The sequence below is a fragment of the Rhodanobacter sp. K2T2 genome, assembly GCF_013408815.1.
Lineage (GTDB): Bacteria > Pseudomonadota > Gammaproteobacteria > Xanthomonadales > Rhodanobacteraceae > Rhodanobacter.
Map to the genome: position 1 here is coordinate 438583 of NZ_JACCCA010000001.1, position 12762 is coordinate 451344.

The 12762-nt window shown below is 64.2% G+C and carries 14 protein-coding genes; 7 read left to right on the forward strand and 7 right to left on the reverse strand.

Annotated features, from left to right (window positions below; translation table 11 throughout):
• Positions 1-25: 25 nt before the first annotated feature.
• The 3 genes from HDE78_RS01835 to HDE78_RS01845 all read right to left on the reverse strand — a co-directional run bounded on the left by HDE78_RS01835 (position 26) and on the right by HDE78_RS01845 (position 1703).
• On the reverse strand, positions 26-352 hold the full coding sequence (locus HDE78_RS01835; RefSeq protein WP_179476809.1) for a carboxymuconolactone decarboxylase family protein: 327 nt from the start codon (positions 350-352) through the stop codon (positions 26-28).
• Between the two features lie 69 nt (positions 353-421).
• On the reverse strand, positions 422-1180 hold the full coding sequence (locus tag HDE78_RS01840; RefSeq protein ID WP_179476810.1) for an SDR family oxidoreductase: 759 nt from the start codon (positions 1178-1180) through the stop codon (positions 422-424).
• A 112-nt stretch (positions 1181-1292) separates the two neighbouring features.
• Entirely contained in the window at positions 1293-1703 is a 411-nt protein-coding gene (locus tag HDE78_RS01845) for a cupin domain-containing protein (protein ID WP_179476811.1), read from the reverse strand.
• A 135-nt stretch (positions 1704-1838) separates the two neighbouring features.
• On the opposite strand from HDE78_RS01845, the gene HDE78_RS01850 reads away from it, so the two are divergent.
• From HDE78_RS01850 to pdeM, 5 genes are all read left to right on the forward strand, one after another.
• Positions 1839-2738: a LysR family transcriptional regulator gene (locus HDE78_RS01850; RefSeq protein ID WP_179476812.1), complete on the forward strand. Its 900-nt coding sequence runs from the start codon at positions 1839-1841 to the stop codon at positions 2736-2738.
• A gap of 249 nt (positions 2739-2987) precedes the next feature.
• Entirely contained in the window at positions 2988-3995 is a 1008-nt protein-coding gene (locus HDE78_RS01855; RefSeq protein WP_179476813.1) for a ligase-associated DNA damage response exonuclease, read from the forward strand.
• On the forward strand, positions 3995-5590 hold the full coding sequence (locus tag HDE78_RS01860) for an ATP-dependent DNA ligase (RefSeq protein ID WP_179476814.1): 1596 nt from the start codon (positions 3995-3997) through the stop codon (positions 5588-5590). The genes HDE78_RS01855 and HDE78_RS01860 overlap by 1 nt, the downstream gene beginning before the upstream one ends.
• Positions 5547-7991, forward strand: coding sequence for a ligase-associated DNA damage response DEXH box helicase (locus HDE78_RS01865; protein WP_179476815.1), 2445 nt, complete (start codon positions 5547-5549; stop codon positions 7989-7991). The genes HDE78_RS01860 and HDE78_RS01865 overlap by 44 nt, the downstream gene beginning before the upstream one ends.
• Positions 7988-8635, forward strand: a complete 648-nt coding sequence (pdeM, locus tag HDE78_RS01870; protein WP_179476816.1) for a ligase-associated DNA damage response endonuclease PdeM — start codon at positions 7988-7990, stop codon at positions 8633-8635. Before HDE78_RS01865 ends, pdeM begins: the two co-directional genes overlap by 4 nt.
• 48 nt (positions 8636-8683) lie before the next feature.
• On the opposite strand, the gene HDE78_RS01875 is transcribed toward pdeM, so the two are convergent.
• Complete coding sequence (locus HDE78_RS01875) at positions 8684-9313, reverse strand: glutathione S-transferase family protein (protein ID WP_255457600.1); 630 nt, start codon at positions 9311-9313, stop codon at positions 8684-8686.
• Between HDE78_RS01875 and HDE78_RS20935 the strand changes: the two genes are divergently transcribed.
• Positions 9239-9565, forward strand: coding sequence for a hypothetical protein (locus tag HDE78_RS20935; protein WP_255457609.1), 327 nt, complete (start codon positions 9239-9241; stop codon positions 9563-9565). The two genes, HDE78_RS01875 and HDE78_RS20935, sit on opposite strands and share 75 nt — an antisense overlap.
• 1 nt (position 9566) lies before the next feature.
• On the forward strand, positions 9567-10130 hold the full coding sequence (locus tag HDE78_RS01880) for a TetR/AcrR family transcriptional regulator (RefSeq protein WP_218861913.1): 564 nt from the start codon (positions 9567-9569) through the stop codon (positions 10128-10130).
• 261 nt (positions 10131-10391) lie between these two features.
• On the opposite strand, the gene HDE78_RS01885 is transcribed toward HDE78_RS01880, so the two are convergent.
• From HDE78_RS01885 to HDE78_RS01895, 3 genes are read right to left on the reverse strand one after another with little or no spacing between them, the layout of a single operon-like run.
• Entirely contained in the window at positions 10392-10907 is a 516-nt protein-coding gene (locus tag HDE78_RS01885) for a GNAT family N-acetyltransferase (protein ID WP_179476819.1), read from the reverse strand.
• Positions 10908-10910: 3 nt separating this feature from the next.
• On the reverse strand, positions 10911-11666 hold the full coding sequence (locus HDE78_RS01890) for a copper homeostasis protein CutC (RefSeq protein ID WP_179476820.1): 756 nt from the start codon (positions 11664-11666) through the stop codon (positions 10911-10913).
• Complete coding sequence (locus HDE78_RS01895; protein ID WP_179476821.1) at positions 11663-12712, reverse strand: N(4)-(beta-N-acetylglucosaminyl)-L-asparaginase; 1050 nt, start codon at positions 12710-12712, stop codon at positions 11663-11665. The genes HDE78_RS01890 and HDE78_RS01895 overlap by 4 nt, the downstream gene beginning before the upstream one ends.
• Between the last annotated feature and the right edge of the window lie 50 nt (positions 12713-12762).

Consider the following 12762-nt stretch of genomic DNA (forward strand, 5'->3'; position numbering starts at 1 on the left):
ACGACGCCTGGGCGAACCGTGCTTCCTAACCTTTGTTGTCTTCGAATACCTTCCGCGCGATCTGCAGCGCAGACATCGCCGTTGGCCAGCTGGAATAGAAGGCCAAATGGGTAATCGTGGCAATGATTTCGTCTTTCGTGATGCCGTTGTCCAAGGCCTTTTTCAAATGGAACGGCAGCTCGTTGGTGCGATAGAGCGAGATCAGGCTGGTGATCGTCACCAGGCTGCGATCGCGCGCCGACAGCGCCTGATTCTCCCAGACATCGCCGAACAGGACTTTGTCGGTAATCTCGGCCAGATGCGGTGCGATATCGCCAAAGGATTGGCGTGCGTTGGTCGGTTCGTCAGCCATACATTTCTCCGGTAGGTGCCAAGCGCGTTCGATCGGCGGATGAGTTAATCAAGCATCACCGATCGACGATCAGTGAGCGACGAAACCGCCGTCGACCGGCAAAGCAACACCGAGCACAAAACTCGCGCCCGGGCTGCACAACCACAGCACCGCAGCGGCGATTTCTTCCGGACGGCCCATGCGGCCGATTGGCTGATCGCGCAGAAATTCCTTCATCGCCGCAGGGTCGATACCGTCGCCCATTGGCGTCTCGATGCAGCCGGGGCACACGGCATTGATGCGAATGCCGCGCGTCGCGTAGTCCAGCGCGGCACTCTTGGTCAGGCCGATCACGCCGTGCTTGCTGGCGTGGTATGCCGAGCGACCGGCCAGTCCGACGAGCCCGCCCAGCGAGGAGCAGTTGACGATCGCCCCGCTGCCCTGTTGGCGCATCTGCAGCAGCTCGTGCTTCATGCAGGTCCAGATGCCACGCAGATTGACGGCATTCACTTCGTCGAACGCCTCCGAGGTTTCGTCGGTGACGTCGCCCATCGGGCCGAGAATGCCGGCGTTGTTGTATGCCATGTCCAGCCGGCCGAACGTGGCGACGGTGCGCTCGACCATCGCAGCGGCCTGCGCTTCGTCGGTGACGTCGCAGACGACGCTGATGGCATGATGACCGGCCGCCGTCAGCGCGTCGGTGGCAGCCTTCAATGCCACCTCGTTGCGGTCGGCGAGCACGACTGCTGCACCTGCCTGGGCAAATGCGTTCGCCGTGGCCAGTCCCAGGCCGGAGCTGGCGCCGGTGACGAGGGCGACCAGGCCCTTGAAGTCATAGATCGGATTCATGGTTGGTTCCTCGGATTCGAAGTGTGTGATTTGATTTGTCGTGGCACGGCTCGGCGCGCGTTGCTGTTGCTTCAGCGATTGACGAACGGCCGTGTCAGGGCGCGGGAGCAACTTAGCCCTGCGCCGGGCCAGCCAAATATTCCTCGTCGGTGACTTTCTCGAGCCAGATGACGTTCTTTCCGTCCAGCGCTTCCTGCACCGCGATATGCGTCATCGCCGTGGTCGAGGTGGCGCCATGCCAGTGCTTGTGGCCCGGCGGGCACCAGATCACGTCGCCGGCACGGATTTCGACAATCGCTTCGCCCTCGCACTGCGTCCAGCCGCAGCCTGCCGTGACGATCAGCGTCTGGCCCAGCGGGTGGGTATGCCATGCCGAGCGGGCACCCGGTTCGAACGTCACCGCCGCACAGGAAACACGCGCCGGCGCCGGCGGATGGTTCAAGGGATCGATGCGTACCGTGCCGGTGAAATAGTCGTCCGGGCCTTTCTGGGAAGGCTGCGACCCCGCGCGCTTCAGTTCCATGGTGATGCTCCTCGTCGCTGGCGTGGAAAGAGTGAACCTCGTCGCCAGCGTCGAGGTCCGGCGTTCAAGGTAGTCTCCGAGGACATATGCGACTAGACGCCAATATGCGTATGAAGTTGTGAGAAAATCTCAGCAATGGCACGCGTCAACACCAACGATCTGGTCGCCTTTCTCAGCGTGGCGCGCGAACGCAGCTTTACCCGTGCCGCCGCCAAGCTGGGCGTGTCGCCATCGGCGCTCAGTCACACCATGCGCGGGCTCGAGGAACGCCTGGGCATTCGCCTGCTCACCCGCACCACGCGCAGCGTGACGCCGACCGAGGCCGGCGAGCGCCTGCTGCGCTCGGTCGGCCCCCGGCTCGACGAAATCGAGGCAGAACTCGACGCGCTCGGCGACCTGCGCGACAAGCCCGCCGGCACCATCCGCATCAACGCCGATGAAAACGCGCTGACCTCGGTGCTCTGGCCAGCGCTGCGCCGATTTCTGCCGGACTACCCGGACATCAAGATCGAAGTCGTCACCGATTACGGCCTGACCGACATCGCCGCGGAGGGCTTCGATGCCGGCATCCGCCTGGGCGGCATGGTCGCCAAGGACATGATCGCGGTGCCGATCGGCCCCGCCATGCGCATGCTGGTGGTCGCCGCGCCGGCGTATCTGAAGGGCCGAGCCAAACTGAAAACGCCGCAGGATCTCACCCATCACGCGTGCATCAATCTGCGCCTGCCGACCTACGGCGGCCTCTATGCCTGGGAGTTCGAAAAGAACGGCAAGGAGCTGCGCGTGCGCGTCGAAGGGCAGCTGATTTTCAACAGCATCCTGCCGATGCTCGAGGCGGCGCTGGACGGGTTCGGCATCGCCTATCTTTCCCAGACGCAGGTGCAACCGCACCTCGACAGCGGCGCACTCGTCCAACTGCTCACCGACTGGACGCCGCCCTTCACCGGCTATCACTTGTACTACCCGAACCGACGCCAGCCGACTCAGGCATTCACCGTGTTGCTCAATGCGCTGCGCTGTTGCGGTGCCGCGTAACCCGCAGGAAAACTTCCCCCTGCTTTTAGCGACCGGGTGGTGCGAGCACAGAACATGGAGCGCCAGGGCCTTCATGTCATTTTCTCTTCGACACTGCCGAGGGTGTGACCGTGCTTTTCAGCGACCCTCCGCGCACGCAAGACGCGGCGTTGCGGGAGGTTCTAGCCTGAAGCACGCGTGACAATGCGACGCGTCGCGGAGTCACGGGCATTGCCGCAGCATTGACGCTTCACCGCCTAACTTCAACGCATGTCCGATCCCCTGCTCCAGCCGCGCCCCGAAGGCCTTTATTGTCCGGCCGGCGATTTCTTTATCGACCCGATGCTGCCGGTGGCGCGGGCGGTGGTAACGCATGCGCATGGCGACCACGCGCGCTCGGGCAGCGGGCGGTATCAGGTCGCGGCGGCGGGTATCGGGCTGATGCGCGAGCGGCTGGGCCAGGATGCGCTGATCGACGCGCACGATTACGGCGAAACCTTTCGCATGGGCGAGGTCGAGGTCTCGCTGCATCCGGCCGGGCACGTGCTGGGTTCGGCGCAGGTCCGCATGGCCTACGGCGGGCGCGTGGTCGTGGTGTCGGGCGATTACAAGCGCGATCCCGATCCCACCTGCGTGCCGTTCGAGCCGGTGTCTTGCGATGTGTTCGTCACCGAGTCCACGTTTGGTCTGCCGGTGTACCGCTGGCCGCCGATGACGCAGGTGATCGACGACCTGCTGGCGTGGTGGGACGACTGCGCGCAGAAACAAATTCCGGCCGTGCTGTTCTGCTACGCGCTGGGCAAGGCGCAGCGCATCCTTGCCGAGCTCGCACCGCGCACCGAGCGCATGGTGCATCTGCACGGCGCAATGCTGCGGCTGGTCGAGAGCTATCGCGAGGCCGGCGTGCGGATGGTGCCGACCGAGCCGGTGAGCGAGTCCGCGCGCGGCCGCAACTTTGCCGGTGAACTGATCCTTGCGCCGCCCTCGGCCGCCGGCTCGCCGTGGATGAAGCGCTTCAGCAAAGCCTCGACCGGCTTCGCCTCGGGCTGGATGCAGATACGCGGCAACCGTCGCCGCCGCGGTTACGACCGCGGTTTCGTGGTGTCCGATCACGCCGACTGGCCCGGCCTGATCCGCAGCGTCGAAGACAGCCAGGCCAGCCGCATCTACGTCACACACGGCGATGGCGATACGCTGATTCGTCACCTGCGCGATCTCGGCCACGACGCGCAGTCGTTGCACGTATTGCGCGGCACCGACAACGAGAGCGGCGGCTGATGCACCGCTTCGCCACGCTGTATACCGAACTCGATCGCACCGCCTCGACCCTGGCCAAACGCGGGGCCATCGCCAGCTATCTGCGCGACGCCCCCGCGGGCGACGCCGCCTGGGCGGCATACGTGCTCGGCGGTGGCAAGCTGCGCCGGCTGGCCACCTCGACCGAACTGCGTCAGGCGCTGGCCGCCAGCACCGGCTACGCCGACTGGCTGATCGACGAGAGCTACGAGCAGGTCGGCGACCTGGCCGAAACCATTGCGCTGATGCTGCCCGAAGGCGACGGCTCGCTGGCCGATGAGCCCTTGCAGACATGGATGGAACAAAAGCTGCCCGCGCTGGCGAAGCTGGAAAGCGCCGATCGCGTCGCGCAGCTGCAGGCCTGGTGGCGCGCGCTAAGGCCGGCGCAGGTGTTTCTGCTCAACAAGCTGATCACCGGCTCGCTGCGCGTCGGCGTATCGCATCGCCTCGTAGTGCAGGCGATCGCGCAGTGGTCGGGCCAGCCGACTGACCTTATCGCGCATCGCATGAGCGGCCAGTGGAAACCCGCCGCCGATGCGCTGACCGCGTTGACGCACGCCGCCGGCGACGACGAACATCTGGCCGATCGCCCCTACCCTTTTTTTCTCGCCTCGCCGCTGGAGCACGAGGCGGAAATGCTCGGCGACATGGACGAATGGATGGCCGAATGGAAGTGGGACGGCATCCGCGCGCAGCTGATGCGCCGCGATGGCCACGTCGGCCTGTGGTCGCGCGGCGAGGAGCGTCTCGACGGCCGCTTCCCCGAAATCGAAGAGGCCGCCGCCGCGCTGAAATCCGACGGCGTCATCGACGGCGAAATCCTCGCCTGGGATGCGCAGGAAAAATTGCCGCGCCCGTTCACCGCGCTGCAGAAGCGCATCGGCAAACTGAAGCCTGGCGCCAAGCTTCTAACCAGCGCACCCGTGTGTTTCATGGCGTATGACCTGCTCGAGCACAACGGCAGCGATCTGCGCGAACAGCCGCTGCGCGAACGCCGCGACATGCTCGCCGCACTGATCGACGGTGTCGATCCGGCGCTGATGCTGTCGCCTCCCGTGGTCGCCGACTCATGGACCGCGCTGACCGTCGAGCGCCAGCAGTCGCGCCAGCGCCAGACCGAAGGCCTCATGCTGAAGCGGCTCGACTCGCCGTATCGCGTGGGCCGCAAGCGCGGTGACTGGTGGAAGTGGAAGGTCGATCCGTACACGCTCGACGCCGTGCTGCTGTACGCGCAGCCGGGCCACGGACGCCGCTCCGGCCTGTTCACCGACTACACCTTCGGCGTCTGGGACGGCGATACGCTGGTGCCGGTGGCCAAGGCCTATTCGGGCCTCGACGACAAGGAGATCGGCCAGCTCGACCGCTGGATTCGCGCGCACACTACTGACCGTTTTGGTCCGGTGCGCGCGGTAGAAGCCACGCACGTGTTCGAGCTCGCGTTCGAAGCGGTGCAGCTTTCCGCACGGCACAAATCCGGCGTGGCCACGCGCTTTCCGCGCATCCTGCGCTGGCGCACCGACAAGAGCATCGCTGATGCCGACAAGCTCGACGACCTCCGCCGCCTGGCGTCGGGCTGAAGCCCGCCTGCGCGCGTGGTTCGCCACGCTCGATCGCAAGCCCGCTGCTTTTCAGCGCGCGGCATGGAAAGCATGGGCGGAAGGCCACAACGGTTTGATCCATGCGCCCACCGGCACCGGCAAAACGCTGGCGGCGGTGGGCGGCCCGCTGATCGACGCGGTGCTCAATCCCGCGCGCGGCCTGCAGCTTTTGTGGATCACGCCGCTGCGTTCGCTGGCCACGGACACGGCGCAGCATCTGACCACGGCGGTCGAAGCAATGGAGCTGCCGTGGCGCGTGCTTCGCCGCACCGGCGACAGCAGCAGCGCCGAGCGCGCGCGACTGCGCCGCGGCGACTGCGAACTGCTGGTCACCACGCCGGAGAGTCTGGCCCTGCTGCTGAGCTATCCCGACGTCGCCGAGCGCTTTCGCCATCTGCGCGGCGTGGTGGTGGACGAGTGGCACGAACTCATCGGCAACAAGCGCGGCACGCTGCTGCAGCTGGGTCTGTCGCGGTTACGCACTCTGAAGCCCGAAGTGCGCGTGTGGGGACTGTCGGCGACGCTGGGTAATCTCGATGAAGCGATGCAGACGCTCGCTGGCGACGGCGTGCTGATCGGCGGCAGCGGCAACAAGAAAATCCAGATTCAGACCGCCCTGCCCGATGCTGGCGAACGCTTTCCCTGGGCCGGCCATCTCGGACTGAAGCAATTGGCGCGAGTGCTACGCGCCGTACTCGACGTACGCTCGGCGCTGGTGTTCGCCAACACGCGATCGCAGGCCGAGCTGTGGCACGAGGCGCTCGCCGCCGTGTGGCCCGAAGCGCCGGAAACGCTGGCCGTGCACCACGGCTCGATCGATCCCAAGCTGCGCTTCGCGGTGGAAGAAGGTTTGCGCCAGGGCACGCTGCGCTGCGTGGTCGCCACGTCGAGCCTCGACCTCGGCGTGGATTTTTCCAGCGTCGACCGGGTGATCCAGATCGGCAGCCCCAAGGGCGTGGCGCGGCTGCTGCAGCGCGCCGGCCGCAGCGGCCATTCGCCGGGCCTGCCGTCGAAAATTCTGTGCGTGCCCACGCACCTGCTGGAGCTGGCCGAGATCGCGGCCGCGCGGCGCGCGCTGGCCGCCCACCATCTGGAGCCGCGGCATCCGCTGCGCGGCTGTCTCGATGTGCTGGCCCAGCATCTGCTGACACGCGCGCTCGGCGGCGGTTTCAAAGCGGACCAGGCCTATGCCGAAGTGCGCTCCACGCGTGCCTATGCGCAGCTGCCGCGCGCGCAGTTCGATGCCGTGCTGGCCTATCTGCAAAACGGCGGCACGGCATTGGTCGGCTATCCGGAATACCAGAAGCTGCAGTGCGATTTGGACGGCCATTTCCACGTCGAAAGCAAGCGCGTCGCGCGATTGCATCGCCTTTCCATCGGCACCATCACGGCCGACGGCAGCCTGCAGGTGCGGTATATGAAAGGCGCGCGGCTCGGTGCCGTGGAAGAAAGTTTTGTTTCGCGGCTGCGACCGGGCGACCGTTTCCTATTTGCCGGCAAACATCTGGAGCTGGTGCGCGTGCGCGACATGAATGCCTACGTGCGGCCGGCGCCGAATCGCCAGGGTGGCGTGCCGCGCTGGATGGGTGGGCGCATGCCTTTGTCCAACGAGCTGTCGACCGAATTGCGCCGCACCTTGGCCGACACCGATGCGCCCGAAGCCGAGATGCGCGCTCTGCATCCGCTGCTGGCGATCCAGCGCGCGCAGTCGCGTTTGCCCAATGTCGACGAGGTGCTGATCGAACGCACGCATACGCGCGACGGCGAACATCTATTCGTCTATCCGTTCGCCGGCCGGCTCGCGCACGAAGGCCTGGCCGCCGTGCTCGGCTATCGGCTGGCGCAGATCGCCAAGGCGGACTACGGCTACGCAGTCAACGACTACGGCCTCGCCATCACCGCACGCAGGCTGCCCGCACTGGATGCCGAGACCATGCGCCAGCTGCTGCATCCGTGGGGCCTGCGCCGCGATATCCGCACCAGCATCAACCTCACCGAACTGGCGCGGCGGCAGTTTCGCGAAGTGGCGCGCGTAGCCGGCCTCGTGTTCAACGGCTACCCAGGCCAGGACAAGACGCTGCGCCAGCTGCAGGTGTCCAGCGGCCTGCTGTTCGACGTGCTGCGCCAGCACGATCCCGAGCATCCGCTGCTGTGGCAGGCCGAGCGCGAAGTGCTCGACCAGCAGCTCGACTATCCGCGCCTGCGCGACTGCCTGATCCGTATCGCGCGCGGCAAAATCCTCTACGTCGAACCGCCGCGCCTCACGCCGCTGTCGTTTCCGCTGTGGGTGGAGCGCCTGCGCGGCGGGGTGCACGCGGACGATTGGAAAAGCCGCGTCGAGCGTATGCTGGCCACCCTCGAAAAAGCCGCCGACCGATGATCGAATCGCGTATCCGCCTCGCCGGCGATAGCTGGACCTTGCACGCCGACCGGGCCATGTACTGGCCGCGGCACAAGGCGCTACTGGTCACCGATGTGCACTTCGGCAAAGGCTCCGTTCTGCGGCGTTCCGGCGTGGCGGTCCCGACAGGCCAGACGGCTCACGATCTCGCCCGACTCGATGTATTGATCGCCCATTACCGGCCTACGCGCGTCTTCGTACTCGGTGACCTGGTTCACGGCGCCGCGCCGCTCGATGCTCCCTGGATCCAGCAGGTCAACGCGTGGCGACAGCGACACGCCGCCATCACCATGACCCTGATCGCCGGCAACCACGACCGCCATTTCGACGCGCGCGACCTCAGCTTCGAAGTCATCCCCGAATCGCTGCGCATCGACAACATCCTGCTGCGCCACGAACCCGCCACCATCGAGGGCCGCTACGTTCTCGCAGGGCACGTCCACCCCGGCATCATGCTGCACGACGGCTGGCGAAAGCATCGCCTGCCGGCCTTTCGTTTTGGCGAGCACAGCGGACTGCTGCCCGCGTTCGGTACGTTGACGGGGTTGCATGAAACACCGCCTACACCCGGCGAACGCATTGTTGCCGTTACACCGGCGGGGTTGGTGCCGGTTGCGACTTAAGCTCGAGACAAGCGCACGCAGATCCTTCGCCGTCCGTTCGGATTATTTTTACTTGGGATTATCCAACTCCGGCACGCCGCTGCTGCGGTCGGCATAGGCCGCCTGAAAGCTCGGCCGACGCTGCCAGCGCTTCCAGAACGCATCCAGATGTTCGAAGCGCTCATCCAACGGGGTCGCGTTGACTGGGAACTTGGAAAAAGCGATGGCGGTGGCCAGCGTGATGTCCGAGAAGGTCGGTGTATCGCCGCCGAGCAGCCACTCGCGTCCATCCGACAAATGCTGATTGACTAGACCCGCATGCGCCAAGGCTTCCTTGCGGCAATGCTCGCCCCAGGCGTGATTGGTAGTGAGTTCAAGCTTGGGTCCAAGACCCTGATGCAGAACGTGGAAAGCGGTCACGATGCGATAGAGGATGTGCACCCAGATGCGGTTATCCCACATGTTGTCGAGGCCTTGCTCCAGCGCGCTCTCGCCCATGATCTTGCGCCCGGGGAAAGACTGATCGAGATACCGCACGACGGCAGCCGTCTCGGAAATAAAACTGCCGTCAGCCAGCTGCAAGGTGGGCGTTTCGCCCCACGGGTTCATTTTCAGATGCGGCCATTGCCGCTGCTCGCCGACCGGCGACATATCGTAAATGCGCTCATCAAACTGATCGGCAATACCCTTTTCATGCAGGAAAAGGCGAAGGCGCTGGGGGTTGGGGAAGGCCGAAGGGGATGTGAAGAGGCGGAGTTTGTTTGTCATGGTGCTGTTTCCTCAATGTTGGTGCGCATGGCGTTGAAGATGCCGGAAGACGACGGCGGCGCGGATTTACGTGTGGAAGAATGTACCTACCGATCACTTGGTAGGTATACTTTGCAGGATATAATCTCCGCCGTCAACAACCGTGTTCTGTTTTCGCTCGAGGGCTGCAGCCGTGAAAAATGATGTGAGCTCAAATTCCAGGGAAAACATCCTGGCAGCAGCACGAAGCGCCGCGCAGGCGCGCGGCTACGGCGGATTGAATTTTCGCGAGCTCGCCGAAGATGTCGGCATCCGGGCCGCCAGCATGTATCACCACTTCCCCAGCAAGGCCGATCTCGGCGCTGCCGTAGCGAAACGTTATTGGGAGGACTCAGCGAATCGTCTGGATGCTTTGCTGGCCGATTCCTCGGATCCGATCCAAAGCCTGCGCGATTATCCAGACACGTTCCGCAAGCCGCTGGAGAGCGGCAACCGCATGTGCATGTGCAGCTTCATGGCTGCCGAGTACGACGACCTGCCCGAAGCGGTAAAGAAAGAAGTGCAGACCTTTGCCGACGTGAATGTCGCGTGGCTGGCCAAGGTTCTTATCGCTGCAAGCGTGGTCAGTCCTGAAAAGAGCGAACCACGCGCGCGCGCCATTTTTGCGGCCGTCGCCGGTGCCCAATTGATGGCAAGAAGCCGTTCGGATATCGCGCTGTACGACTCACTGATTGATAGTTATCGCGCAGCTGGTCTTTTGCCAGCGTAACAGCGAAATCGGCCACAGGCACATAAGCGCGTTTTGGCTGTCCGGCTGCCATGTTTGTATGCGTAGCTGGCGTGGGATAAATGGAGCGCTTGAAAAATTCTTGTTTATCCCGGCTTTCAATTCGTTTCTCGCCATACGAATCTTCTGCATTAAAAACACACGCGCGCCTGAGCCATACTGATGACGCCTTTGTTCGGATCGATAAGGCGTGTATTGCCGCGCTCCTGCGGCGATTTCAGCGGACCGCATTCAGACACCGACCTAAGGAATGTGCCTCCGCATACGTTGGGTCATCAGCACGGGGGCAAAGCGTAATGGCGCAACTTTTTCCATCGGAACGAAACCCTCGCTGACATACAAGCGCATGGCCGATGAGTCACAACAGACCACTTCAAGCTGCACTGAGCGAGCCCGCATTGATACCGCCCAATCAACGATCGTTCGCAACAGAAGACGCGCCAAACCGTGGCCTCGACACTCCGGCGCTACCCACATTTGGTAAACGTTGACGATGGTGCTGTCAGAGCGATCGACTTTACCCCAGGCCAAACCGGCTGTCTTCGCGCCGACGTAACCGATCAATGGCAGGTCGAAGCCCGAGTTGCTCGCCACACGAAGCCGCGAATCCCACTCATCATCGGTGTGCGATTGCTCTAAAGCGAGAGTGCTTGAAAAAGCATTGGGCGACTCTTCAAGCGCCGACAAACGCAGGTTCCGATAAGTCCGAAATTCTGTTGCTTTGAATGTTCGAACGGTGATGGCGCGATGAGCTGGCATGGGTCAGCCGCCCAAGGCCAATTGATTTTTAGCATGTCGCGCTTCGTTCAATGCCGTGCTGATGCTTCGTACTTGTTCGACATCGCTCTGCCACTCGCCGCCCTGCATATCTTTCAGCAACGATGGATGCCATTTCATCTGCGACGCAAGCAGCCGCTTCGCCGACGCATGAAACTCGCTCGCTCCCGTCAGCGCGATCAACTCGCCGATGTTTCCGACACTCACCCCTGCCCCCGGCATCATGGCGATACGTCCCCCAGCCAGCTCGACCAGCTGACGAATCAACTTGGCTCCCTCGATCGCCGTCAACTGCGCACCTGAGGTCAGCACGCGCTCGCAACCCAATGCGATCACGTCTTCGAGTGCCGAAAGCGGATCGCGAGTGAGATCAAAGGCGCGGTGGAAGGTCACTCCCATATTGCCCGTGGCGGCCATCAGCGAACGGCAGCGCAGCAGGTCGATGTGGCCGTCGGCATCGAGCGCGCCGAGGACTACACCATCGCAACCAGCCTTTGCGCAGGCTTCGATATCGCGCAGCATGGTCTCGCATTCGAGGTCGCTGTAGAGAAAGTCGCCGGCGCGGGGACGAATGAGCACGTACAGCGGAATGGTGAGCTTTTCGCGCGCCAGCGCGATCTGCGCATACGAGGGCGTGAGGCCGCCCAGCTCCAGCGCGGTGCACAGTTCGACGCGCCCTGCACCGCCTGCCTGTGCGGCCAGCGCTGAGGCGACGGAGTTGGCGGCGATTTCCAACATCACGAAAAGCTCGTGCTGTAGACGCTTGATGAGGGGATCAGGCCATCCTGTTTTTTGGCATCGCACACGGCATAGGAGAAGCCGTGCTGGATCGCCCAGGCGCCGACGTCGCCGTGTTTGTTCATGGCGAGAAAGCCGACCTGCAGCTCTTTCGTCTGGGTGGGCCGACGGCGGATGATGCGCATCACGGCCTCTTTGCAGGCCTCCTGCGGGGAGCGCCCCTGGCGCATCAACTCGACCACGAGGAAGCTGCCCGCGTTGCGGATCACCTCTTCGCCGACGCCGGTGGAGGTGGCCGCGCCGACTTCGCCATCCACGTACAGGCCGGCGCCGATGATCGGGCTGTCGCCGACCCGGCCGCGCATTTTCCAGGCCATGCCGCTGGTGGTGCAGGCGCCGGCGAGGCGGCCCTGCGCATCGATGGCGAGCATGCCGATGGTGTCATGATTGCCGGCGCCGCCGGGCATACCGGGGCTGCCGCCATGGCCGTAGTCGTGCACTTCGCTGTTGATCGACGGCTGGTAGCGCGCGGTCTTCAGCCACTCGTGCCAGGCCTTGTCCGATTCGGGCGTCAGCAGTTCCTGCTTTTTGAAGCCCTGCGCCAGCGCAAACTGCAGCGCGCCCTCGCCGACCAGAAGCACGTGCGGCGTACGGTCCATCACCAGGCGCGCCACGCAAATGGGATGCTCGATATGTTCGAGCGCGGCGACCGCGCCGCAGTTGCCGTCGGCGTCCATGATGCTGGCGTCGAGCGTGACGTGACCATCGCGATCCGGATAACCGGCCTTGCCGACGCTATGGTTTTTCAGATCGGACTCGGGCACCTGCACGCCGGTTTCCACCGCATCGAGCGCGTGGCCGCCCTGGCTCAGCACCGTCCACGCCGCCTTGTTGGCGGCCACGCCGAAATCCCAGGTCGAGACGACACGCGCGCCGGAGAAAGCCTGGCTCGTCGATGCCTGCTTCGCCGCCAGCTTGCCGGCCCATGCCAGCGCCGAGGCGGACGCGCCCAGCAGCGAGGCCTTCAGGAAATTTCTGCGATCGGTCATGCGGTGCTCCATTGCGGAAAATAAAAAACCCCGCACAGTGTGCGGGGTTC

Excerpts from the sequence above, each read along its gene's own strand:
- HDE78_RS01850 (WP_179476812.1), top strand. The coding sequence starts at position 1,839 with ATGGCACGCGTCAACACCAACGATCTGGTCGCCTTTCTCAGCGTGGCG.
- HDE78_RS01855 (WP_179476813.1), top strand. The coding sequence starts at position 2,988 with ATGTCCGATCCCCTGCTCCAGCCGCGCCCCGAAGGCCTTTATTGTCCG.
- HDE78_RS01895 (WP_179476821.1), bottom strand. The coding sequence starts at position 12,712 with ATGACCGATCGCAGAAATTTCCTGAAGGCCTCGCTGCTGGGCGCGTCC.
- HDE78_RS01835 (WP_179476809.1), bottom strand. The coding sequence starts at position 352 with ATGGCTGACGAACCGACCAACGCACGCCAATCCTTTGGCGATATCGCA.
- HDE78_RS01860 (WP_179476814.1), top strand. The coding sequence starts at position 3,995 with ATGCACCGCTTCGCCACGCTGTATACCGAACTCGATCGCACCGCCTCG.
- HDE78_RS01865 (WP_179476815.1), top strand. The coding sequence starts at position 5,547 with ATGCCGACAAGCTCGACGACCTCCGCCGCCTGGCGTCGGGCTGAAGCC.
- HDE78_RS01840 (WP_179476810.1), bottom strand. The coding sequence starts at position 1,180 with ATGAATCCGATCTATGACTTCAAGGGCCTGGTCGCCCTCGTCACCGGC.
- HDE78_RS01885 (WP_179476819.1), bottom strand. The coding sequence starts at position 10,907 with ATGCCAGCTCATCGCGCCATCACCGTTCGAACATTCAAAGCAACAGAA.
- pdeM (WP_179476816.1), top strand. The coding sequence starts at position 7,988 with ATGATCGAATCGCGTATCCGCCTCGCCGGCGATAGCTGGACCTTGCAC.
- HDE78_RS01845 (WP_179476811.1), bottom strand. The coding sequence starts at position 1,703 with ATGGAACTGAAGCGCGCGGGGTCGCAGCCTTCCCAGAAAGGCCCGGAC.